Consider the following 24292-nt stretch of genomic DNA (forward strand, 5'->3'; position numbering starts at 1 on the left):
TCTCGCGGTGGTTCTCCCCAAGGGCGATTCGCATCCGGCAGCTCGCCCGGTCACTACTCATGTGATGGATGCTCTTACACCTATGACGCTCGTGCGCCATATACACCGTACCTCGCTGCCCTGCAGCAACCTATCCGCTTGGCCGAATCTTGCGCCAACCTGTGCCCGTCTCTTTCTTCAGGAAAGAGACGGGCACTTCTATCACTGCTGCAGCCCTGATCGCACATGGCTTTGGGCAATCCCCCTCGTGACAATCGGCGTGACAAACGCCGATGTCACCAGCAACAGCCATGTAGATGATGGTGCCGCAGACCAAGGAATGGACTGCACCTGACTGACAGTCAGGCATGCCCCGGTCATCGCATTGCTGCTTGCACATAGCTCAGGATCTCGCGGCACTGGTCTCGTCAGCCAATGCAGCCTCCACCCGCCCACCGGTAACGGTGTTCAGGAGGCCAGATCATGAGATGCCCTTGCTCCCGGACGTAAGGAGCCGCCAGTCCCGCGTAGAGGACATTCCCCACAGGTCGCAGGGGCCTTGATCCCTGATAACACTCAACATTCTTGGCGGGATGACGTGGGGCGAGGGTCGAGAGCGGACGATGAGGTGACTGACATGGCACTGGTGGGTAGACGTGATGGCCGTAATTTCGGTTACGGCAGGCAATTGAGCTATACAGAGCCGCAGGCACTGAAAGACATGTTCGGTGGCGGTCACTAAGGCACGGTCAAGGTGCATTTTGACAGGTGGCAGACACTCGTGAAGTGGTGCCGTCCGGATGAGTGGCCTGGCATCAATAATGCGTGGCATGCCTGCGCGACGTGGTTAGGCGCGGTGATCTAGCTGCCATTACTGCAAAAACAGATTGTTCAGCGCCAACAGAATTATGGCGAAGCTTCGTGTTGGTCGGTGCATGAAATTGCCGAGTCCGAGTAAGGCGTAGGTATGCAGCGCGCAGAGGTTCGAAATTCATGCCGCAAGGCCGCGACCGTGAACCCACTAAGCAGATCGCTTAAACCGTTAGGTTGAGGCTGAGTGGGAATGCCTGCAGGTACTGCCTAGATCCTTAGGTTGCACACCAATAAACCCTCACAGAGACAGATCCAAAAGCAAAAGGTTTTTGATCTATAAGACTGATTTTATTGATGTTTATAGAAATAGATGTTTCGTATCCAGCGATTATTTTTCGCTGGTAGCGAAAAATGTTTGACACCTGCGAATTTATTTCGCATATTTGTCTGGCGGACGGAGACTCATCTCGTTGCTGTTGGTGCCAAAGCACCGTGGAGACCTAGGTCTCTAACCCTTGGCCGCAGAAGGCGGAATGCCGCGTCAGGCGCCTCCACACCTTCAAGGACAAAAGCGGCTTCGTCGAGAGCGACGAAGCCGGTGTATCGGAGGGGGAAAAGCATTGCTCAACCCGTTTCACTACTTGCTATCTGGTTATGCCCGAGAGACACACATAAGTGTGTCATAACCTAGATAGGAGCTTCGAAAGATGCACAAGAGTGAAGAAAAAACCGCAGAGCAATGTCTGGTCAGTCCAGAAAAGAAGAAGTGGAGCGTTGTAAAGGTTTTCATGGCTGGTTGGCAGGTAGTACGGTTTTTCGTAAACCTCTGCACGCTGATCGATAAATACTGGCCGAAAATCCTTAGCTTCCTCGGAATTGATTCTGAATAAGACCTACCCCGCTGTTTTCACCAGCTCTACTATAGGCATTCGCCATGTTAAATAAAGCGCTTAAGCTGATTCGTACGTTTTACGACGTTTCTCAATCAGACCTTTCTGCCCGGCTTGGAATTTCCAACTCCTATTTATCCGAAATAGAGTCAGGAAAAAAACAACCAACCATGGACATATTGTCCAGATACAGCGAGCAGTTTGACATTCCTCTCTCATCTATATTGTTTTTTTCGGAAAACTTAGAGAGTCCTAAGCCAAGTGACAAGTTCAGGATGCATGTCGCAAAGAAAATAGTCTCAATATTTGAATGGAATCAGGCTAGGAATGAGACCGCTAAAAACTTCGGTAAGAAAGCGAAAACCTTTTAAGCTTTATCCAATAAATCAGAGCGCACTGTACAAGCTAACATCTCCAGGTAAGCTATATCATGTGCTTGATAGCGAGCAAGAGGAGATAAACTCTATTCTTGGTAGTAATGAAAACTACCGGGAATTTACTCTATTGGAAGATTATAATCCTTTTTCACAGAAGGTAACCAAGAGACGGCTTGTACAGACGCCTGCTCGTAAGCTGCGGGCTATCCATGAGCGTATACTTAAGCTTTTGCAAAGAATGGAGTATCCAGGTTACGCACATGCTGGAGTCAAAAAGCGCTCCTATCGGTCAAATGCACTAGCTCATGAAAAATCGAAGACTGTAGCAACTTTTGACTTGAGTAATTTTTACGGTCAGGTCAAAAGCTTTCATGTTAGCGAGTTTTTTTCAACTCAAATGAATTGCGTAGGCGACGTATCGGGAATCCTTACCGGGCTGACAACTTTTCGAAATTGCTTGCCAACTGGAAGCCCGCTCAGTCCGCTACTTGCACTTCATTCATCTCGTCCGATGTATGATGAGTTAAATGCTCTAGCAGAAAAGCATGGCCTAATATTTACGTGTTATGTGGACGATCTGACGTTCTCTGGTGACTTAATTCCGCGCTCTCTTGAGAGAGAGGTGAAGTCAGTGGTCAGGCGGCATGGTCATGTTATCAATGATAAGAAAACCCGGATATTTACTGAGAAACAGCCTAAGCATGTGACTGGAACAGTAATTATCAACAATAAAGTTCACGTGCCATACGCAAGGATTGTATCAGTAAGAAGGTTGGAGGCCGCCATCAATGGCGAAATTGATCGATACGGTTTTAGCGAGCAGAAGCTAATGGAAAAACTAGCTGGTGTGCTTAACGAAGCTTCGTATCTTGATCCTAAATTCAAGCATAAAGCGCTTTTGGCCAGAAATAGTTTGAGTTTAAAGTAAGGGTGTATTCTTTGGGTGCTAGTTTCCGTGAATACGGCGGAACTGACGCGTAAGAATTTCCGCCGTCACGTAACCAGCGGCCTAATTGATCTTGCTGAAGTCTGGATTCCACGCGGGAACGGCGGGCTCCTCATCAACCTGGGGTGCATAGCCCTCAACTGCGCCCACAGTCACACATGGCCAGCCGTTTACCTTGATCGAATGACGAATGCCATTCTGCGCAAGATTCGCGATCTGCGCCTTCTTCGTCTTCGCTCCGGTGAGTTCGCAAACCTGCTCGTGCGTCAAAAATTCTACCGGCATTGATCCACTTCCCCTGGACTGAGTGAGTTCATGACGTTTACACCTCATTGCGGCTGTTGCACTGGTAGGTTTAAGAGCAAAGAAAAAGCAGCCCCTATTGCATGATGTCAAATAGCCTGCATTAATGTCGTTTTCTCAGGGACTGTGAGGAGAGCATTACATGAACAATGAGCAGGTTGGTGAAGTGGCTGCAGTTGGGGTGGCTGCGGCCACTGGAGCGGGTATCGGTGCTGCCTACGGCGTTGGAGTGATCGGTGTAGCAGCGGCGGAAGCGGCGGCAGCGGCGACAATCGCCGCTGGCGCATCAGCAGCGACTACCACGGCCGCTATTGCTGCAGCAGGTGGAGGGGCTGTTGCCGCGGGGGGACAGGTATGGCTGGCGGTGTAGCAGCTATCGCAGGTGCCGCTGCAGGTTCTGCTGTTCTTCCAATCGTTGCTTGCGCCGTCGGCGGCGCTGCACTGCTCGGAGGGGTGGGCTGGGGTGCTTACAAGCTGGGTCAGAAAATTCTGAACAAATAGCCGGGTATCAGTCGTACGTCATTATCAGCCCAGATCGTCGGCTCACCGGAACTCAGTCATGTGGAGCTACAGGTCGCCTTTGAGCCGACGGCGCATTTCTTTTCGCCAAATACTCTCTAGGTTCATTACGCGCCGGACTCGCTTCGATGAAGGCCTATGCTCGACGGATTCCTTATCGAGATCAATCCCGGCAACGACCCCACCAGAGAGTGCCGCTTGGTTACGCTCTCATAATCCTTTGGTCCACGGTTCGAGTCCGTGTGGGCCCACCAATGATTTCAAAGGCTTACGGTTTACGTTCTTAAGCCTTTTTCCTTTGCCTGACTAGATTTTCTCCCTTCATTCTCCGTTTCACCACCGCGCTCTCTACTCTCGTTGAAGCTGTCTACGGCTTTACTGCCGATTTCGTTCAGCTCCAGCAAGCACGAAAAATAGCTGCTCTGGACAGGCCACTCAGGCATACTCGCGCAGTCTCGTGATGGCAGGTTGCCACGGCGCTAGCTAGCTGCTCTCCTTAAGCCATCTGATCGAAGCTTAAATTTATAAATTGGGCGTTGAAGCAGGGAAGCCGCTATGAGTTACTTACACTTGCACTTTGATGGTGACATTACAAGAAATCATACGGTAAGCCTGCGCACGTTAGGTAAGAGCCTTTATCATCTTCAAGGCGCAGTTAATCGTGCGCATCTTGACGTCAAGTACGGCGAAGTAATAAAAAATGCTCGGCTTAGCCCCGAAGACTATCTAGAAACGGAGCTGTGGTCGAGACCGCCAAAGGACGGCGGTTACATCATAGAATTTATTGATAACAGCCCAAAGATCAAGAGCACGCTAAAAAGGATCGTCAGTGCTATTAGCCCTGCAGTTGATAAGGCGCGCGAGCAAGCTTTAGCCAACGCCGGTTCTCTAGCCAACCAATCCGCGCTCCGTGAAGAACAAGTTCGGCTAGGTGTTATCGAGCCTATCACTTACGAAAACTATATTCCAAACGCATCTCAGCACCCTTATGGCGACCGAGCTATCAACAAAGAAATCGACCAGTTGATCGGAGTTGTGCGCCATAAAAATTCCGGGCAGAGCACGATAGAAATTATTGTAAGCGAAGACAAGCAGACCCCCTTTAAGTTCAATAGGACATCCAGCGAGAATTTTCACTCCATGGTTTCCCGCCGAAACTTGGGTGATCCCCTGATATTTGAAGTGCTAGTTACTGAGCTAGACGCAGTCAATAAATCTGCTAAAGTTAAAAATCTAGTCATCGACAGGATGATCAAGCTGCAGTACAAAAGCGAGGCAGAATTTGAGATGATCAAAAAATATCTGGGGTCTCCGCTTCCAATGGTCTTCATCGGTAGCCCCATTTTCGAAGGTGGTGCATACGATGCGAAAGGCGGGGACGTTTTCTTTATCGGATTGGTCTGATGGAAAAGCTAATAGAATATTGCAAGCAGAGATATGACGAAGAGTTAGGCTTCAAGTTTAGTCTATCCAATATATTTGCTTGGCTTTTCTTTGTTGTTGCGACTTACATTGCAACCAACAAAATATCCGACAGCGTCATATGTGGGCTGTCCGGAGTTAAAGTAAAGGCCATGATGGACATGACAGATGGTGTTATCCCATCGCTCAGTATGCTTCAGCTCACTTACTCAATAGCATTTGTCATAGGCGTTGCATGGCTAGCTCGGAGCCTAGCTGAAGGGCTGTTCTACTTTTTCACGCTTAAAGATGAAGTGAAGGATCTTGTTGTTGATATAACTTTAAAATACATCGAAACCAAAAATAATGAGCTTCAGAAAAAAGCCTTAGGCCTTGGGGCCAAGATAGAACTTGATCGTAATATTAAAAAAATACGTCGAAGCGGATCGTTAGCCGAGGTGTTTCTAGTTGTGGGTCTGTCAACCGCACTGCTCATGCCTTTCACAATTATAAATGGGGGTGTCATGCTAGTAAGTGTCATATCATTTACGATTATAACTTGGTCATCGTTCAGTTATTTTATTTCGAGCGTACTGCCATATCATGTGGCTGTAAAATATTCGGCTGGCGAGTTGGTGGCAATAAAAACTAGCCATTCAGAAACTTTAGGGCAATGAAAGTTTAGCCTTTTTCATCATCGCTCCAAATGAGCTCAAGATGTGTCATCAAATCATAGGACACCCCCTTTACCGACGATTGGCAGATCTGCTGAGATTTCGGCCTGTAGCAGCGCTTAAGTTGCTCTGAACGATGTCAAAATGTTATAGCGTTCACCACTCGGATCTGTCAGCTACCGCCCCATACCCGCCCTCGGATAAGTAAATCAAGGGCGGGCGGTGGCCTCGGCCCTGCAAGGTGTCCGCTCCATGAAGCCCACATTCCAAGCGACTACCTGAAGCCCGATGCTGCGCTCCCGATTTCTTTCTGGAGCCAGTCCGCCATGATGCGTCCCGACAGCAAAGTCGAAAAAGTTTACCTCTACCCCAAGCCTGTGGATTTTCGAAAATCCATCGACGGCCTCACCGCCCTGGTCGAGCTGGACATCAAAGTCGCCGTGTTCGACCCCGTACTTTTCGTCTTCCTCAATAAAGCCCGTAACCGCATCAAGGTGTTGTACTGGGAGCGCAACGGCTTCTGCCTTTGGCTCAAGCGCCTCGAAGCCGAACGTTTCAAAACTTCCCCCGACGCCACCGACGAAGCCATCGTCCTGACCGTCCAGGAACTTAACTGGTTACTCGACGGCTTCGACCTCTGGCGCAACCGTCCACATCAGGTTCTGACACCCCGTTTCGTTGCCTGACCCGGTATAATCCGGGGCATGATTTCCTTGCCCGACAACCTTCCAGACGATCCCGTACTACTCAAGCAGATGTTGCTTGAGGCCTACGAAGCACGCTTGCGCGAGCAGGAAGTCAACGAAGCCTATGCCACCCACATCGTCGACCTGAAAGAACAGATCAAGCTGCTGCGTGATCGCCTGTTCAACCGCAAATCCGAGCAGACGGTCGATCCCAATACGCCGCAACTGGCAATGTTCAACGAGCCGGAAAGCGAGCCGTTGCTGGCCGTGGTTGAGGATGCGGACGAAGAAGTCGTTGCCCCAGTCAAACGTCGTGGCAAGCGCAAACCGTTGTCGGCTGAGCTGCCACGTGTCGAAGTCATCCACGACTTGCCCGAGCACGAGCTGACCTGCGTCTGCGGTTGCCGCAAGCATGTGGTTGGCGAGGAAACCAGCGAGCAGCTCGATATCGTGCCGATGCAGATCCGCGTGCTCAAACATGTGCGCAAGGTCTACGGCTGCCGTGGTTGTGAAGCGGCGCCGGTCACCGCCGACAAACCGGCACAGCTGATCGAGAAGAGCATGGCCAGCCCCAGCGTGCTGGCCATGCTGCTGACCACCAAGTATGTCGATGGTCTGCCGCTACATCGTTTTGAAAGCGTACTGTCCCGGCATGGCATCGAAATCCCCCGGCAAACCTTGGCCCGCTGGGTAATCCAGTGCAGCGAACACTTCCAGCCGCTGCTGAACCTGATGCGTGAGCGGTTGTTGGAAAGCCCGGTGATTCACTGCGATGAAACGCGGGTGCAGGTGCTCAAGGAACCGGATCGCGACCCGACCAGCCAGTCCTGGATGTGGGTGCAGGCCAGCGGCCACCTGATCGACAAGTCGTGTTGTTCGACTACACCACCAGCCGTGCGCAGGAGGTACCGTTGCGCCTGCTGGAGGGCTATCGCGGTTATGTCATGACCGATGATTACGCCGGTTACAACGCGTTGGCATTACAGCCCGGTGTCGAACGGTTGGCGTGCATGGTTCATGCACGACGCAAGTTTGTCGAGGCGCAAAAGGTGCAGCCCAAAGGCAAGACGGGACGTGCCGATGTGGCGCTGGCGATGATCAACAAGCTGTATGGCATCGAGCGTGAACTCAAGGATGTCAGCGATGACCAGCGGTTCATCGGTCGCCAGGAACGAAGCCTGCCGATCCTCGGCCAGTTGAAAAGCTGGCTGGACAAGACGCAGTCCCAAGTCACACCGCAAAGCGTGCTGGGCAAGGCGGTGCACTATCTAGCGAACAACTGGAGTCGGTTGGAGCGCTACGTCGAGGCCGGCCATTTGCCGATCGACAATAACCTGGCAGAGCGTGCGATAAAGCCGTTTGTCATCGGGCGCAAGGCCTGGTTGTTCAGCGACACGCCCAAGGGTGCTGCGGCCAGTGCACAGATCTACAGCCTGGTCGAGACCGCGAAGGCCAACGGCCAAGAGCCCTATACGTGGCTGCGCCACGTACTGGAGCGGTTGCCGCATGCCTCGTCGGTAGAGGACTACGAAGCGCTGCTGCCGTGGAACTGCTCACCGGAGATGCAACGGTAAATCGAAGCTCCATCTGGCGGTAGGTGGGGTTCATGGATCGCACTCAATGAAGTGGCCTATAGCGTCGGCTTCGAGGATGCCAACTCGTTCTATCACGCATTAAATTTTGGGCAGAACACAACGCCCGCGCAATGGCGGAACGCCCAGCTGTGAGCGTCGGGCGTGTTCTGGCCGATTGCTGTGCTTCACGAAGGGCAGCTACAGGTTGCTAGCTGCCATCTTCGGACGGATTCTGTCGTTCGTCACCTAGCGTTTGAAGCGGGGGCCGTCGGTCTCACTGAAGTCCAAAAAACCCGATTCGATTCCACGGAAAGCCATAACCAGCTGATTTGTTTATAGATATCCTATGAGGTACATCAAAAAATCCACCAAATTCCAACCCCGCGAAAACCGGGTCCTCACGGCCAACAACCGTCTGTCTGTCTCCGGCACTACATTCAGATTGGCCAATGGCGATTTTTCGCTTGTTGGCCCTGCTAAGAAGCCCGCCTTGTGCGGGTTTTTTTGTGGCTGTTTTTACGCTGTTGATCTGCGTGCTTTTGACTTGAGAGGGCGCGGTTTTCCACTTAGCGTTACAGACTTTTCTAGATAGTGGGTATCTGTTGATTCGGTTTGGACCAATGTTTACGGGGGGGAAGCCGATTTTTTTCTAGATAACGTTTTTCCCGTTTAGAGATAATTTCGAGATGACCCAGTTTTCTCCCTACGACCTGCTGCTGAGTTATTCCGCAGACTGAGGTTGGAGGGAAACACCCCACTCCAAGTGTCCTAGCTGGGAGCAGTGTTGTACGAATTGGCAATGGCGGAGTAGAGCGTCTCGACCACTGTGGTTGAGGTCAAACGTCTTTTGTTCTGTAGGCCAGCGGCGAAGGCTGTGATAATGGAAGGCAATGACAAAGGCCATGCCATGCTGACCATCTCGAATAATGTGCATCTGCCAGATGCCGACATCGAACTGACATACATCCGCGCGCAAGGCGCAGGCGGGCAGAATGTCAACAAGGTGTCCAGCGCCGTGCACCTGCGCTTCGACATTCCCGCCTCGTCGCTGCCCGAGTTTTACAAGGAGCGGCTGCTGGCGCTGCGTGACAGTCGCATCACCGGTGACGGCGTGTTGATCATCAAAGCCCAGCAGTACCGCACCCAGGAGCAGAATCGCGCTGACGCAATGGCGCGTCTTGCCGAGTTGATCATCGCTGCCGGCAAGACCGAGAAGAAACGCCGCCCCACCAAACCGACTCTCGGCTCGAAGACCCGCCGCCTCGAAGGAAAAGCCAGGCGCAGTACTGTCAAGGCGGGGCGGGGTAAGGTTGAGTTCTAGGCTCTGTCTGAAAAAAGCCGTCGCATACACCGCATGACACAAGCCAGCGAGACCATCGCGGCGTAACTTTTTGCGAGCTTGTCGAAGCGCGTGACGATCCGGCGGTTCTCTTTCAGCCAGCCAAACATGCGTTCGATGATGTTGCGCTGTCGGTATTTGGGCCGGTCGAACAGTCTGGGTAAGCCAGGCTTGGGCTTGCGCTTCATCGAGCGCAGCGGGATGACGGGTTGCATTCGATATTGATCGCAGTAGCGGCGTAGCGCTTCGGCGTCGTAGCCCTTGTCGGCAAGTAGCCATTTACAGCGCTTGCGCGGGCGGCCACGTTGGCTCGATGGAATGCTGACCTCGTCCAGCAGTGGTTGTGCGTAGCTGATGTCACTGGCTTGACCGCCAGAGAGGAGAAAGCGCAACGGTATCCCGTTGGCGTCGCAGAGCATGTGGATTTTGGTTGTCAGGCCGCCACGACTTCGGCCTAGAGCGTGATCGGCAGGCTCGTCAGGCCCCCTTTTTTCCGCGCTCCAGATGAAGCACGGGTTGCTCTAACAGCGGTCGAATCGATCATCCAGGTGTGGGGATCGATCAAGCCTTTGTCATTGAGTCTGAGGTGCAATCGTCTGAGCATCTGATCGAACGTTCCGCGGTTTCGTCAGACTCGGAAGCGGTGATAGACAGTCGCCCAAGACCCGAAACGCTCGGGCATATCTCGCCAGGCTGCTCCTGAGCAGAGCACCCAGAGAACACCATCGAGCATCAAGCGATCACTGCTGCGGGGCCTGCCCCTGACGTGGACTGCCGTAAAGAGGTCTGCGACCACCGCCCACGCTTCATCCGAGAGCTCATAACGCTTTGCCATCACAGAATTCCTTTCCGTAGATGGTCGGCGACTGTACCGAACCTGGGCTGTTCCGGGGCCACATTTCAGTTTCTTGGGATTTCAGACAGAGCCTAGTGCGGTGTTTCAGAAGTACCAATGAAAATTGCTCAAGGCCCGTGCCGCACGAGCGACTGAGGCCAGGATGTCCTCTGCTTTTTTAAGGGGGGGATGCCTGGAGATTGTATTCGGGGCCACCAGGTGCCTGGCTTGGCATTTTCAGCGCCTATCAGATCCGGCGCCGCCCTACCTCCAAGCTAAAGACAGGCACCTAGCCGCCATCACCCTATCTCCCGACAAGCACATAGCAGCCTCACTTCTCCAACATTCCGTGAAGAACCATAAAAAAGCCGAGGACATCCTGGCCTCAGTCGCTCGTGCGGCACGGGCCTTGAGCAATTTTCCCCTCGGTAACCGGAAAATCGCGGTACCACAAACAGTTGAATAGCGTAATGAAATCCCGTTCGACTCGCTTCATAACCGTTCTCATCGTTGTGTATGACTCAACGAGCTTTAACGGCTGTCAGGGTGAAATGTTGAGCGTGAATAGCCATGGTCCATCATCCTCCCTGCCTTGCACGCTACGGTTTTGTTTCCCTGTGCATTCGTACAAAACAATGGGACGTTTCCCACAACCAAGAACCTTGCCCTACCTGAAACGAGGCGATAAATTTCCCAAGTCGCGGCAAATTCCGTGACCGGGCGTAGGAACCCGTTGGTAAACTTGGCGCATGCACTAGGCGCCCCTGCACCACAGCTGGCGCTTTTTTTGTGCCTGCCGTGCTGTGTCATGGCGGCTGTGTGTGGGCAGGCTTCGGCCTGGCCGGGTTTCCAAGTTTCCCGGTATTCCTACCCCATGCACAGCTGCCACCCAATCCCGTAGGAAGGATCGTGGCAGCTCCAAATAAAACTTGGAGTCTCATGCATGCTCACCTTAAATCCATCAAGGATCCTCGCATTCGTTCTCCGCCGCCGCCCCGCGCCGGCCCGCACCCCCCACCGTTTCTACCCCATCGACACCCATTCCTGCGCCACCTCCACCCCCCAGGAGGCCCCCCATGACTGACCACGAACGCCTCGCCACCATCCAAAGCTACGCCTGGACCCTCGAGCTGCTAGGCGAAGCCTTGGTCCAGCATGACGAGATGCTGGAGTGCGAACACAACCCGCAGCTGAGTTTTCGCAACACGGCTGGTATCCATCAGGCGATTCGGATTATTAGCCGGTTGGCCAGTGAGCAGTGTGGGAAGGTGATGGAGCTGAATGGGCAGGATCCGGGCGATTAGTTGGCCCGGTGCGAGCGGTTTTACCCGCGAAGCAGGCACTGTGGTGGATGGCACGGGCTTCGCCCGTGTTCGCGGGGCAAGCCCGCTCCCACGGGGGGCATGGCTGTTTTGGAAGTTTGAGCAAGGCAGTTGTGCCCACAAAGGCCAGCCTGGGTATTCGGGTATTCCAGGCTGGCACGGGCTTTAGAAGTTCCAGCGGGTCGTGACCATGACGTTGCGCGGCTCGCCGTAGATGGCCGAGTTATAGAAGCCGACGTTGGTGTAGTAGTACTTGTCGAAGAGGTTGTTGACGTTAAGCGTCGCCGACAAGTTCTGGGTGATCTGGTAGCGGGTCATCAGGTCCACCACCCAGTACGATTCCTGGGTGACGTCCTCGTTCACGCCTTTGGGGCTGTTCCAGATCTGCTGCCAGGCCTTGTTCTGCCAGCGTGCGCCACCGCCAAGGGTAATCTTGTCCAGGTCACCGGTGAGCTTGTAGGTGGTGTAGAGGCTGAACTGGTCTTCGGGCTCGAAGGTCGACAGCTTCACGTCGTTGCTGTCGCGCACCACCTTGTGGGTGTAGCCGCCTTGCACCTGCCAGCCTGGGGCCAGTTCGCCGGACACTTCCAGCTCGTAGCCCTTGGTGGTCGCCTTGCTGCCCTTGAACGCGTAGTTGGATGGGGTAGGGGTCAGGTTGTTGTAGGCGTCGTCCGGCACCGAGCGGTTGGTTTCCTTGACCTCGAAGTAGGCCAGGCTGGCGTTCAGGCGGCCGTCGAAGAACTCGCCCTTGACCCCGATTTCGTAGTTCTCGCCTTCATCCGGCTCGATCAGTTTGTTGTCGCGGTCGCGGTTGTAGTTTTCCTGCGGCATGAACACGTCGGTGTAGCTGGCGTAGACCGAGAAGTTTTCATTCAGGTCGTAGATGGCGCCGGCATAGGGAATGAAGCGTCCGGACTCGGTGTAGGTCGGGGTCAGGCCGGTCAGGCTGTAGTTGACCACGCGGCCGCCCAGCAGCACTTTCAGGTCGTCGGTGACGTTCAGGCGGGTGGTGAGGTAGACGCCGGTCTGGCGGATCACGTCGTCGGTGCGCTGCGACACCGGCCCCCAGTCGGGCTTGGGCAGGTTGCCGTGCCAGTTGTTGTAGTCCACGCGGTTGGGTACCGAGAAGGTTTCGTCCCAGTAACCCTTGCCATCCCAGTGGGCCTTGCTGATGGAGCCGCCGAGCACCAGGTCGTGCTCGCGGCCGAGCAGGTTGAACGGGCCGCTGACATACAGGTCGGCGGAGTCGCTGGTGGTGTCGCCCTTGTAGCGTTGCGCGTTGATTTCGGCGCTGCCGTCGGGCTGCGGCTGGTCGAACTGGATGGCGCCCATCTGCGCGTCATAGCCGTTGTACTTGTGGTCCAGTTGCAGCTTGGTCACCCAACCGTCGCCCATGTCGTGCTCCAGCGTAGCGAAGACCGTGCGGGTGTACTGCTGCCAGCTGCTCCAGTCGGTTGCGTTGCTGAACGAGCGCTTGGCGTCGTTGCGCTCGCCTTTGGAATTGAGCAGCGGGAAGCTGCCGGACCAGGTGGAACCCTTGGGGTCGTTGTCCTGGTAGTCGGCGCCTACGGTCAGCAGCGTATCGGGCGACAGGTCGAACTCGACGATGCCGTAGAACACCGAATTCTGGCTCGAATAGCGGTCGATGAACGAGTGCTTGTCCTGGTAGGCAACCACGGCCCGGCCGCGGACGTTGCCGGTTTCGGTCAGCGGGCCGCTGACATCCAGTTCGCTGCGGTAGTTGTCCCACGAGCCCGCGCCCAGGGTGGCGTGGCCCTGGAAGTCGGCGGTGGGCTTTTTGCGTACCAGGTTGATGGTACCGCCCAGCGAGCCGGCGCCGCTGAGCAGGCCGGAGGCGCCCTTGAGCACTTCGATGCGGTCGTAGATGGCCATGTCGCTCAGGGTGTTGCCGGCTGAGTAGGCAACGTTGCGCACGGCGGAGGGGATGCCGTCGTACTGGAAGTTGTTGATCGAGAAACCGCGGGAATAGTAGTTGGTCCGGTCCGTGTCGTAGGCCGACACGGTGATGCCGGGGGTGTGGCGCATCACCGCGTCGACACTGTTGAGGGCAAAGTCATCCATGTGCTGGCGCGTGACCACGCTGATCGACTGCGGGGTTTCCCTGGGTTTGAGTACCAGGCGGGTGGCCGTGGCGATGGTGCCGGGCGTGTAAGAGCCGGTGCCTTCGGTGACGGTGCCCAGCTGGTTGCTGATGACGTTGGTCGCCTCCAGCTCCAGGGCGCCACCGCTGCCCGCTGCGACCTCCACCGTATAGTTGCCACCGCTATTGAATGCGCGAAGGCCGGTACCCGCCAGCAACTGGGCCAGGCCATCTGCAACGGAATAGCTGCCGTTCAGGCCAGCGCTGCGCTTGCCGGCGGTGAGCTGGGCATCGGCAGAAAGCAAGATACCGGCCTCGCTCGCAAAGCGGTTCAGCGCCTGGTCCAGGCCGCCAGCGGGGATGGCATAGCTGTGTGTTTGCTCGCTGGCGTCAGCCGGTACTGCGGGCAGCGCAAGCAGCAGTGGGCTGGTGCAGAGCAAGCCGGCAAACAGGCTGCGGCGCACCGCAAGGCTCAGTCGAGAACAGGTGGTTGTGGGCAGATACGGCACTCTTGACGTTCCTCTTGAGAATGCTTCTTGGTTGGATTCAAGAGGTATCCCGGACAAGTCGGCAAAACCGACAAGGGGCAGCAGCATTTTTTATCGGTGCGTGCAATGCCGCTACGCAGGACTGATCGTGGTCCAGAGGCTCGTCAGCCTGTGCACCTTTACCGGCAGGGACTGCTCAAGTGCAGTCAGTACGCGGTCTGTGTCTACCAAGGGAAAAACGCCCGTTAGCGGCAGGCCGGCGATGGTCGGGTCACAGCGCAGCATGCCGCGGCGATGGCGAGCCAGTTCTGCAACGAACTGCCCCAGCGGCATGCGTTCGGCGATAAGCCTGCCATCGTGCCAGGCGATGGCGTTGAGGTTCGCGGGCGCGATGTCACCGAACCGGGTCGCGGTAAACCAGCAACCTTGTCCGGCTTGCAGGCGCGTGGCGCGGGCCTGACGCGGGCGCAGTTCCAGCGCGCCCTCGAACAGATCGACCTGGCTTCTATCATCACGTTGGTACACGCAAAAGCGCGTGCCCAGCGCCTGGATTTCCCCGGCGGCGGTGTCCACGATCAAGGGGCGTTGCGCTGGGTCATGGCCGCTGTCGAGCAGCAACTCCCCCGCGAGCAGGCGAATGCGTCGCTCGCTCGCGCTGAACAGGATATCCACCGCGCTACCGCTGTTCAGGCTAAGCCGGCTGCCATCGGCCAGCGTGCGCTGCAGGCGTTCGCCCGTACCGCTGCGCAGGTCGGCGGTGGCCTCGCGCCAGGGTAGTTGCGATTGGGCAAGGTAGCTGCTGCCACCGGCCAACAGCAGCGCGCCGAGCAGTTTCAGCGTCTGCCGGCGGCGCGCATCGGGCAGCTCACGCAGCACCGCCAGCGCAGTATCTGTGGGCACACCGCTCAGGGTGTTTTGCAGGTGCTCCAGGCGCTGCCACGCACGATCATGTTCCGGGTCTGCGGTACGCCATTCAGCGAAGCGACGCTGTTGTTCCTTGTCCAGCTCGCCACCCCATTGCAGCATCAGCCAATGGCTGGCCTGCTCGACGATGGCAGAGGCGACGGGCGCTTCGCTGGTGGTTTTCATTCGGCGTACAGCACCTGGTAGCAGGCGGTGATGGCGCGCAGCATGTACTTTTGCACCGAGCTGACGCTGACCTCGAGGCGCTCGGCGATCTGGCTATAGCTCAGCCCTTCGAACTGCGACAGCAGAAACGCCTCGCGCACCTTCGCGGGCATGCTGTCGAGCATGGCGTCGATCTGCATCAGGGTTTCGATCACGATGGCACGGGTTTCCAGCGACGGGGTTTCTGGCTCGGGCAGGGCGGCGAGGCTCTCCAGGTAAGCTTGCTTGATACGTTGGCGGCGCCATTGGTCGATGACCAGGTTGCGGGCGATCTGCGCCAGAAACCGGCGCCCATCGCTCTGCGCCGGCAGGCGCCGTGTCACCAGCAGGCGCAGGAACGTGTCTTGCGCGATATCCGCAGCCCGCTCACGATCACCAAGGCGCAGACGCAGCCAGCCTTGCAGCCAGCCGTGGTGGTCGCGATACAGGCTATCCAGTGGTTGCAACGGGGCGTCAGTGGGCACTTTCCTCTTCCCATGAATGAGTTGCAGATAGGAATGAGTTGCAATTGTAGTGGGGAGAGGGCGACTTTGGAAACAGCCGATGCAGGAATCGGCTGAACTGCATCCTGGCGCGGCTCAAACCGCTCAGCCGACGGGTATCAACCTCGGGGTGGCCTTTTAGCCCTGGCAGGCAATACTTCTGTGTATACGCAGGCGTGTTCCTGGTGGCGCGCGCCGCTGGGAGGTGTCAGGTGAACAAATTATCCATTGTGGGTGCCGGCTTGGTCGGCGAGGCGGCGGCTCAGGTCATCGCCCGGGATGAGTTGTGCCGTGAGTTGATGTTGATCGATGTGCAGGGTGAGTTGGCACAGGGCAAGGCGCTGGATATCTGGCAGGCGGCGGTCGAGTCGGGTTCCGATACCCGGGTTCAGGGCGGGGCCAAGGCCGAAATGCTGGCGGGGTCTGAGCTGGTGGTGATTACGGCAGGGGTGCCGCGCAAGCCTGGCCAGTCGCGCCAGGATGTATTGAGTATCAACCTGCCCATTCTCGACGGCATCCTGCTGGACATCAAACAACATGCGCCGGCGGCGACGGTGTTGGTGGTGTCGAACCCCGTCGATGTGCTGACCTATCGTGCCTGGTCGCGCAGCGGGCTGGGCCGCAACAAGGTGTTCGGGCAGGCGGGGGTGTTGGATACCGCGCGCATGAAGTGTTTCATTGCCGAGGAAACGGGGTTTTCCGCTCGGGACATCACCGCCCTGGTGCTGGGCGGGCATGGCGACAGCATGGTGCCGCTGATGCGCTACTGCGCGGTCGGGTCGGTGCCATTGGCGCACTTCCTGTCCAGTAAGCAGATAGAGCGCATCGTGCAGCGCACCCGCCAGGGTGGCGGCGAGATTCTGGGGCTGAAGAAGCTGGGCAGTGCCTGCGACGCGCCGGGCGTGGCCATCGCGCAGATGGTGGATGCGATCGCCAATGGGCGAAATCGCATTTTGCCAGCGGTCGCAGTGCTGGAGGGCGAGTACGGGCGCACAGGTATTGCCATGGGTGTGCCTTGTGTACTGGCTGGGGAGGGGATTGCGCGGGTCATCGAGTTGCCGCTGGATGCGCAGGAGCAGGCGATGTTCGACCACTCTGCAGACCAGGTGCTGCGCGATATCGCTGAAATGAATGCGCTATGAACGGGGTGCAGGGCTCTGACAGGGTCGCAGGGCGCAGCGGCCCAAGGGCCCTGACTGACTGGCGTAGCGTTTGAGCAATCAGCGCACGAGCGCTGGCACGACCCGTACGTAAATCAACTCCCCCACCAACTCCACCAGCGTCTGGGTAATCACCGCCGCTGCCGCCAGCCCGCGCAGGTCTGCTGGCAACGCCAGCGCCAGCGGCAGCACCACCAGCGAGTTACGGGTGGCCGCACTGAAGGTCACCGACCTCACCTCGGCCACCGGCAAACGCATCAGCCGCGCCGTGGCAAAGCCGATCAGCGGCGCCAGCAGCATGAAGCCGATGTACACCGGGATCACCGGCAGCAAGCGCGCCAAGTCATGCAGCACGGCAGCGATCTGCGAGCCGATCACCACCATCAGCACCAGTGCCATCGCCGGTACCGGCAGCCACGCCCAGGCGTCGTTCCATGCCGCTGCCACACGCGAGCGACGGGCGCTGGCGCTGGTCAGCACGGCGAGCAGCAGCGGCAACACGATCAACAGGGCAAGCGCTTCCACGAATGGGGTGATGGCAATCGCCACCTCGCCGCCGTCACCCAACATCAACCCCAGGTACACCGGCAACAGCAGCAGTTGCGCCAGCAACAGCACGGGCGTTGCGGCGAGTGTCTGGCGTGAGTCGCCTTTGCCGATATGGGTGAACACCACCACGTAGTCGATGCACGGTGTCAGCAACACCAACAGGGCACCGATCAGGATGGCCGGGTGCGCGACCAGGCCGCGGGTGATCGCCCATACCAGCAGTGGCACAAGGATGAAGTTGGCCACCAGCAGCGCACTGATGAAGCGGCGGTTGCCAAGGCCCTGGCGCAGGTCGAGAAAGGGGATCTGCAGAAACATCGCGTACATCAGCACGGCAATGGCAGGGGTGATCAGGGCTTGCAGGGGGTGAGCGGCGTCAGGGGCCAGCAGGCCGAAGGCCGCGGCAACCAGCACGGCAGCAAAGTAGAGCGGGATCTGGTGGGTTTCGAGTTGCTCTCTGGTCAAGGCAGGGTCCTGTGCGCGCTCGGAGGTCGAAGCGGCACAGGGTAATACGTGGGGCGCGTGCAGGCGACATCAGGTGTCGAGCCAGTCCACCCCGCGTTGTTCGATCAACAGGCTCAAGGTGCATGGCTGGGCCTCGGCATAACACGCCAGAAAGCCGCCGACAGGGTATAGGTTGTGAATTTCCAGAGGGTGGCCATCGCTGCTGATCAACTGGATTTCGCGGCGGCCATCTTCGAGCAGTGTCAGGTCGAAGGCGCTGCCGGTTTGCACATCGATCAGGCTCCACACGCTGGGCTCCTTCGACGTTGAGGTTCTGAGGGTCACCTGCCCATCGACGTTCGTGAACACGCTTTTACCCAGATGAGGGCCGCTGCGCACATACAGCCTGTAACCGGCATCGCTGTGGCGAAAGTACAGCAGCAGCGCACAGGGCGTGGCGCCCTTGTCGAACGTGATCAGCCCTGACTCCTTGCCGTGCTGCCAGTCTTCTTCCGTGCCGTTGAGCATGCCCAGCGCCCGGGCTCCGTCAAATGCATGGCCTGGTGCATAGCGTGGTGTGACCAGGTTCACTGGCCCTGTGGTCAGGCAGTCCAGGCTGTTCACCGGTGATTCGGCTATCTGCAGGGTAGCCGTGAAAGAACGCGCTACATGATCCGCCATGGAAGGCCTCCGGTTTGGCGTGGGGGAGGCCGCAGGCTAGGTCGTCTTGGGGTGGCTACCCAGCTGGAACAGGTTCCGCGAAGCGGTGCAAAACGAAAAAGCCCGGCACAAGGCCGGGCTTTTCACATCAGGCTAACGCCAATCAGTTGCCGTAAACCGGCAGCTTCTTGCAGATGGCCTTGACCTTCTCACGCACGGCGTCGATCACCGCTTCGTTGTTCAGGTCGGCCAGGATGTCGCAGATCCAGCCGGCCAGTTCCTTGCACTCGGCTTCCTTGAAGCCACGGGTGGTCACAGCCGGGGTGCCGAAACGCAGGCCCGAAGTGACGAACGGGGAACGTGGGTCGTTCGGTACCGAGTTCTTGTTCACGGTGATGAAGGCTTTGCCCAGTGCGGCGTCGGCGTCCTTACCGGAGATTTCCTGCTTGATCAGCGACAGCAGGAACAGGTGGTTCTGGGTGCCGCCGGAAACGACGTCGAAACCACGCTCGATGAACACGCTGGCCATGGCCTGGGCGTTTTTCACCACTTGCTGCTGGTACGCCTTGAACTCAGGCTGCAGGGCTTCTTTGAAGCAGATGGCCTTGGCGGCGATCACGTGCTCCAGCGGGCCGCCCTGGGCGCCAGGGAAGACGGCGGAGTTCAGCTTCTTCTCGATGTCGGCGTTGGCACGGGCCAGGATCAGGCCGCCACGGGGACCGCGCAGGGTCTTGTGGGTGGTGGTGGTGACCACGTCGGCGAACGGCACTGGGTTGGGGTACACGCCAGCGGCAACCAGGCCGGCAACGTGGGCCATGTCGACGAACAGGTAGGCACCGACCTTGTCGGCGATTTCGCGGAAGCGTGGGAAGTCCAGCACTTGCGAGTAGGCCGAGAAGCCGGCAACGATCATCTTCGGCTTGTGTTCGACAGCCAGGCGCTCGACTTCGTCGTAGTCGATCAGGCCGTTGCCGTCGATGCCGTACTGGATGGCGTTGTACAGCTTGCCCGAGGAGCTGACGCTGGCGCCGTGGGTCAGGTGGCCGCCGTGGGCCAGGCTCATGCCCAGGATGGTGTCACCGGCCGACAGCAGGGCCAGGTAGACCGCGGCGTTGGCTTGGGAGCCAGCGTGCGGCTGAACGTTGGCGTAGTCGGCGCCGAACAGCTCTTTGGCGCGGTCGATGGCCAGTTGCTCGACCACGTCGACGTACTCGCAACCACCGTAGTAGCGCTTGCCTGGGTAGCCTTCGGCGTACTTGTTGGTCAGTACCGAACCCTGGGCTTCCATGACAGCCGGGCTGGTGTAGTTTTCCGAAGCGATCAGCTCGATATGCTCTTCCTGGCGCAGAGCTTCTTGCTGCATGGCTTCGAAGAGCTCGGCGTCGTACTTGGCAATGGTCAAATCACGGCTGAACATGGCGGTCCTCAAGGATCGGGCTGAATTGGGGGGGCATTCTAACCGATTGCTTCGCGCCTGGCATATGAAGTGACGTCAAGTCGCGGACCAATGGGACTCATGTTGCAAGCCGCGCCCTGACTGGGCTGGAGTTGACTCTCAAGTCCGTTTTTTTGCGGTTGGAGGTGGGGGGTGTAGGAGCGGCCTTGCGTCGCGAAAGGGCTGCGCAGCGGCCCCTCGATTTCAGCGTCACCGCACATATCCGGGGGCCGCTGCGCAGCCCTTTCGCGACGCAAGGCCGCTCCTACCCGGGGTCGCGCAAAGGGGGTGTTACTGGAACATGAACAGGGTCTCGTTGCTGAACTGCGCCTCGAACTGATGCGCCGGCATCGGCCGCCCGAACAGGTAGCCCTGCACCTCGTCGCAACCATGCTCGCGCAAGAACTCCAGCTGCTCATGGGTTTCGACGCCCTCGGCGATCACCGCCAGGTTCAGGCTGTGCGCCATGGCGATGATCGCCCGGGCAATCTGCGCATCCTGCTCGCCCTCGGGCAGGCCGTCGACGAAGGTGCGGTCGATCTTCAACACGTCGATCGGGAACTGCTTGAGGTAGTTGAGCGACGAGTAACCCGTGCCAAAGTCGTCGACCGCAATGCTCAGGCCAAGGTTCTTCAGGCTGGCCAGAATCTGCAAGGCCTCGTTGACCTCGCGCATCAGGATGCTTTCGGTCAGCTCCAGCTCCAGGCACGCCGGTGGCAGCCCGGTTTCTTCCAGGATGGTGGCGATGCGCGTGCCCAGTTGGCCGTCGGAGAACTGCCGCGCCGAGATGTTCACCGACACCTTAGGCACCCGCACCTTGGCCTTGTGCCAGGCCTTGAGTTGGCGGCTGGCTTCGCGCAGCACCCAGTCGCCGACATCCACCACCAGGCCCAGCTCTTCGATCACCGGGATAAAATCACCCGGTGGCACCAGGCCACGGGTCGGGTGGCGCCAGCGCAGCAAGGCTTCGGCGCCGGTCAGGCGCTTGCCGTCGCCGCTGAACTGCGGCTGGTAATAGAGGATGAACTCGTTCTGCTCCATGGCATGGCGCAGGTCGCTCTCCAGCTCCAGGCGCTCCAGGGCGCTGGCGTTCATTTCCGCCTGGTAGAACTGGAAGTTGTTCTTGCCGCGTTCCTTGGCGTGGTACATCGCGGTGTCGGCGTTTTTCATCAACTGGCTCAGCTCGCTGCCATCCTGCGGGCTGAGGGCGATGCCGATACTGGCGGTGACAAAGAACTCGCGGTTTTCCAGCACGAAGGGCCGTACCAGGCTGGCGAGGATGTTCTCGGCCACATGGATGGCGCGGTTAAGGGCCATTTCACGGGTTGCGCGCGGTTGCAGCAGCAGGGTGAACTCATCGCCACCCATGCGCGCCACGGTGTCGTCGTCATCCACGCAGGCCAGCAGGCGCAGGGCCATGTCCTTGAGCATGCGATCGCCCGCGGCATGGCCGAGGGAGTCGTTGATCGGCTTGAAGCGGTCCAGGTCGAGGAACATCAGCACCACCCACGCCTTTTGCCGGTCGGCCTGCTGCAGGGCCGTGTGCAGGCGGTCCTGGAACAGGGTGCGGTTGGGCAGGTGGGTGAGGGCGTCATAGTAGGCCAGGCGGTGGATGCGCTGTTCGCTGGCCTTGCGCTCGCTGATGTCGGTGAAGAAGCACACGTAGCTGGCCAGGTCGCCTTCGTCATCGAGCACCGCAGTGATGCCGACCCAGGCCGGGTAATGGTCGCCGTCACGGCGCTTGAGCCACACTTCGCCTTCCCAGCTGCCGCGCTGGTGCAGTTGCTTGACCACGTAGCGCAGGTGGCCTTCCTGCTGTTGCTCGACGGTAAGCATGCCGGGCAGTTGGTCGAGCACGTCGCTGACCGCATAGCCGCTGACCCGGCTGAACGCCTCGTTGGCCTGGACGATGTAGCCGGCCGGGTCGGTGATGAGGATGGCCGAGGTGGAGTGCTCGAATACCGTTGCGGCCATGCGCAGGTCTTTTTCGGCGCGGCGTTGCTGGCTGATGTCGCGGCCTACCCCGAGCACGCCTTCGAAGTGCTGCTGATCGTCCCACACCAGCACCAGGCGCAGTTCGATCGGGATCTTGCGGCCATCGGCACGCAGGCAGTCGAACAGGAACAGTTGAGTCGGCAGTTGGCTACGTAGCTGGGCCAGTTGCTCGCGGTCGCCCATGGCATTGCTGACGCGCTCCATCAGGCTGTAGATACCGGTCAGCTGCGCCGGGTTGGCAATGATCGATTGCCAGCCGTTGTCGAAGATCCACTCGGCCTGATAGCCCAGTACCGCCTTTACCGAGGGGCTGACGTAGTTCAGCTGCAGCTGGCTGTCGGTAGAGAAAATCACATCGCTGATGCTTTCGGCCAGCATGCGGTAGCGCTGTTCGCTGTCGCGCAGCGACTGGCTGGCCTCGATCTGCACGGTGACGTCCTTGCCCACGCCGATGATGCGCGTCACCAGGCCATCGGGGTCGCGGGTCAGCACCTGTTCGCGAATGTCGTAGCAACGCCAGCTGCCGTCGTGGTGACGGAAGCGCAACTGGCAGTGCAGTGGTTCGCTGTGGCCGGTTTCACGCTGATGCTGGCGCAGCGCCTGGAAGTGCGCGGCGTCTTCGGGGTGCAACAGCAATTCCCAGAACCGGTCGCCCATCTGCGCCAGCTCGGTGCGGCTGTAGCCCAGGGTCTGGCCGAGGTGGCGGTTGCTGAAGATCATGCGCTGGCTGGGCACGTCCTGCACGTAGAGCTGGTCGGGCACGGTACGCACCACGTCCGACCAGAAGCTCTCGCGTTCGAGCAGCGACAGCTCCACCTGCTTGCGGCTGGTGATGTCGCTGATGCTGAGGATCACCGCCTGGTAGTCGCGGCGCTGCAGCGGCAGGCGGGCCATCAGCCACAGGTGCAGTTCGCCGCCCAGCGGCGCCGGCAGGCGCACTTCCAGCTCCAGCAACGAGCGTTGTTCGATCAGTGCATCGATCAGTTGCATGCCGATGCTGTCACGGCCATCGCCGCTGCCGTCGATCAGGCGCTGCCAGGCACCCTCGTGGCATTCGACGTTGAGCAACTGGCGCGCCACCTGGTTGATCTCGGTGATCTTCAACTCCTGCAGCAGCGAGCGGCGCAGGTTCGGGTCCAGGGCCAGGCTGTGCTTGAGGGCCGCGTGGTTGCGCAGGTGGTAGCGGTCGAGCTGGCCGGGCAGGCTGGAGAGGTCGAGCACGCACAGGGCAACGCCGGTGCCTTCGAAGATTTCCTGATAACGCCGGCGGTCTTCCTGCAGCGCGCGTTGGCGGCGGCGCATGTTGATCAATGCCAGCACCGGTAGCAGGGCACAAAACAGCACCAGCATGCACTTGCCGATCAGTGCCGGTAGCAACTTCTGCTGGGCCAGCTCGGCGTCGAACAGGCCGCGCAGCTGCCAGGTGCTGTTGTCGATGAACGCCAGCATCACGCTCTGCAGCGGCGCGGTGCTGGTCCGCGCGGTGGCATGGCGCTCCAGCACCGCGCCGCTGCGGCTGTTTTCCAGCAGCCATAGCGGGTGGCCCGGGTTGTCCAGGTGCACGGTGAGGGTACGGTAATACGCCTCGGACAGGCGCAGCAGCCAATAGCCGCGGTCCTGTTCGGTGGACTGGCGCAGCAACAGGTAGAGGGTGCGGTTGTCTGCCGAGTTGGTGAAGAAGTAGGGGCGCCCCTGGTTCAACCTCAGCAGCTCGCCAATCAATGGGCGGTCTGGGCTGCCGGCCAGGCTGTCGGCGCGGATCTGCCCGCTGGTGTCCAGCCAGGCCAGGTCACGCAGGGCGGGCAAGCGTGCGCGCAGGGTGTCGAGCAGGCTGGGCAGGGCGGCGGGCGTCGGTGCATTGACGTAGGGCTGCACCACATTCACCGCCTGCTGGGCTTTGAGCGCCATGTTCAGGCTGAGGTGGTCGGCAAGCTCCGCAGTGGCCTCCAGGCTTTGCTTGCGCAGGTCGGCCTGGGTATGGCGGAACTGGGCGAACAGCTGCCACAGCAGCAGGGCCAGCAGAATCAGGGCCAACAGCGCCAGCGCACCCTTGATCGACCCGCGCAGGGAAGCAGCAGGGGCCAGTGAAGCGGGACGCAGCGACGACGGATGAGTGAGATTGGTCAAGCGTTGGTCCTGCGATTGGGCTGGCGATGGCAGGGATTGATCATGCACGGTCGGTGCCGGTGTCT

17 protein-coding genes and 3 pseudogenes are annotated in these 24292 nt (G+C 58.5%); 11 read left to right on the plus strand and 9 right to left on the minus strand.

Translation table 11 applies throughout. The features are described 5' to 3' along the window. Positions 1–616 precede the first annotated feature (616 nt). The 4 genes and pseudogenes from LOY26_RS03320 to LOY26_RS03335 form a co-directional block, all read left to right on the plus strand. Positions 617–1011: pseudogene (locus LOY26_RS03320) on the plus strand (integrase); the annotation flags it as partial. A 488-nt stretch (positions 1012–1499) separates the two neighbouring features. Then, positions 1500–1682, plus strand: coding sequence for a hypothetical protein (locus tag LOY26_RS03325; protein ID WP_258714389.1), 183 nt, complete (start codon positions 1500–1502; stop codon positions 1680–1682). Positions 1683–1726: 44 nt separating this feature from the next. Beyond that, entirely contained in the window at positions 1727–2053 is a 327-nt protein-coding gene (locus LOY26_RS03330) for a helix-turn-helix domain-containing protein (protein ID WP_258714390.1), read from the plus strand. After that, a complete protein-coding gene (locus LOY26_RS03335; RefSeq protein WP_258714391.1) occupies positions 2010–2987 on the plus strand; it encodes a reverse transcriptase family protein in 978 nt (325 codons plus the stop codon). Before LOY26_RS03330 ends, LOY26_RS03335 begins: the two co-directional genes overlap by 44 nt. An 81-nt stretch (positions 2988–3068) precedes the next feature. Here the strand turns inward: LOY26_RS03335 and LOY26_RS03340 are convergent, their stop codons facing one another. Continuing rightward, the gene (locus LOY26_RS03340; RefSeq protein ID WP_258714392.1) at positions 3069–3290 is read right to left on the minus strand and encodes a DUF4224 domain-containing protein; all 222 of its coding nucleotides are present in this window, start codon (positions 3288–3290) and stop codon (positions 3069–3071) included. A gap of 1092 nt (positions 3291–4382) precedes the next feature. Between LOY26_RS03340 and LOY26_RS03345 the strand changes: the two genes are divergently transcribed. The 5 genes and pseudogenes from LOY26_RS03345 to arfB all read left to right on the plus strand — a co-directional run bounded on the left by LOY26_RS03345 (position 4383) and on the right by arfB (position 9483). After that, positions 4383–5231 carry a hypothetical protein gene (locus LOY26_RS03345; RefSeq protein ID WP_258714393.1) on the plus strand — a complete coding sequence of 283 codons (849 nt, stop codon included), beginning with the start codon at positions 4383–4385 and terminating at the stop codon, positions 5229–5231. Next, on the plus strand, positions 5231–5905 hold the full coding sequence (locus tag LOY26_RS03350) for a hypothetical protein (protein WP_258714394.1): 675 nt from the start codon (positions 5231–5233) through the stop codon (positions 5903–5905). Before LOY26_RS03345 ends, LOY26_RS03350 begins: the two co-directional genes overlap by 1 nt. A gap of 323 nt (positions 5906–6228) precedes the next feature. Then, the gene (gene tnpB / locus LOY26_RS03355) at positions 6229–6588 is read left to right on the plus strand and encodes an IS66 family insertion sequence element accessory protein TnpB (RefSeq protein ID WP_009687920.1); all 360 of its coding nucleotides are present in this window, start codon (positions 6229–6231) and stop codon (positions 6586–6588) included. A gap of 18 nt (positions 6589–6606) precedes the next feature. Further along, positions 6607–8162 (plus strand): annotated as a pseudogene (gene tnpC / locus LOY26_RS03360) (IS66 family transposase). Positions 8163–9069: 907 nt separating this feature from the next. Next, positions 9070–9483, plus strand: coding sequence for an alternative ribosome rescue aminoacyl-tRNA hydrolase ArfB (arfB, locus tag LOY26_RS03365; RefSeq protein ID WP_095064151.1), 414 nt, complete (start codon positions 9070–9072; stop codon positions 9481–9483). On the opposite strand, the pseudogene LOY26_RS03370 reads toward arfB, so the two are convergent. Then, positions 9480–10336, minus strand: a pseudogene (locus LOY26_RS03370) (IS5 family transposase). The gene arfB and the pseudogene LOY26_RS03370 sit on opposite strands and share 4 nt — an antisense overlap. 1076 nt (positions 10337–11412) lie before the next feature. Between LOY26_RS03370 and LOY26_RS03375 the strand changes: the two are divergent. After that, the gene (locus LOY26_RS03375; RefSeq protein ID WP_095063997.1) at positions 11413–11640 is read left to right on the plus strand and encodes a hypothetical protein; all 228 of its coding nucleotides are present in this window, start codon (positions 11413–11415) and stop codon (positions 11638–11640) included. Positions 11641–11823: 183 nt separating this feature from the next. Here the strand turns inward: LOY26_RS03375 and LOY26_RS03380 are convergent, their stop codons facing one another. The 3 genes from LOY26_RS03380 to LOY26_RS03390 form a co-directional block, all read right to left on the minus strand. Then, on the minus strand, positions 11824–14268 hold the full coding sequence (locus LOY26_RS03380) for a TonB-dependent siderophore receptor (protein ID WP_258714395.1): 2445 nt from the start codon (positions 14266–14268) through the stop codon (positions 11824–11826). A gap of 111 nt (positions 14269–14379) precedes the next feature. Further along, entirely contained in the window at positions 14380–15336 is a 957-nt protein-coding gene (locus LOY26_RS03385) for a FecR domain-containing protein (RefSeq protein ID WP_186660579.1), read from the minus strand. Then, entirely contained in the window at positions 15333–15839 is a 507-nt protein-coding gene (locus LOY26_RS03390; protein WP_033701403.1) for a sigma-70 family RNA polymerase sigma factor, read from the minus strand. The genes LOY26_RS03385 and LOY26_RS03390 overlap by 4 nt, the downstream gene beginning before the upstream one ends. Before the next feature lie 230 nt (positions 15840–16069). Here LOY26_RS03390 and LOY26_RS03395 point away from each other — a divergent pair, with 230 nt between their 5' ends. Continuing rightward, on the plus strand, positions 16070–16999 hold the full coding sequence (locus LOY26_RS03395) for a malate dehydrogenase (RefSeq protein WP_258714396.1): 930 nt from the start codon (positions 16070–16072) through the stop codon (positions 16997–16999). 78 nt (positions 17000–17077) lie between these two features. On the opposite strand, the gene LOY26_RS03400 is transcribed toward LOY26_RS03395, so the two are convergent. From LOY26_RS03400 to LOY26_RS03415, 4 genes are all read right to left on the minus strand, one after another. Then, positions 17078–18031, minus strand: coding sequence for an arsenic resistance protein (locus LOY26_RS03400; RefSeq protein ID WP_258714397.1), 954 nt, complete (start codon positions 18029–18031; stop codon positions 17078–17080). A 69-nt stretch (positions 18032–18100) separates the two neighbouring features. Beyond that, entirely contained in the window at positions 18101–18691 is a 591-nt protein-coding gene (locus LOY26_RS03405; protein ID WP_186662854.1) for a hypothetical protein, read from the minus strand. A 142-nt stretch (positions 18692–18833) separates the two neighbouring features. Continuing rightward, positions 18834–20087: a serine hydroxymethyltransferase gene (glyA, locus tag LOY26_RS03410; protein ID WP_033701398.1), complete on the minus strand. Its 1254-nt coding sequence runs from the start codon at positions 20085–20087 to the stop codon at positions 18834–18836. 309 nt (positions 20088–20396) lie between these two features. Beyond that, entirely contained in the window at positions 20397–24227 is a 3831-nt protein-coding gene (locus tag LOY26_RS03415) for a bifunctional diguanylate cyclase/phosphodiesterase (protein ID WP_258714398.1), read from the minus strand. Positions 24228–24292 lie beyond the last annotated feature (65 nt).

The sequence above is a fragment of the Pseudomonas sp. B21-047 genome, assembly GCF_024748775.1.
GTDB classification, from domain to species: domain Bacteria; phylum Pseudomonadota; class Gammaproteobacteria; order Pseudomonadales; family Pseudomonadaceae; genus Aquipseudomonas; species Aquipseudomonas capeferrum.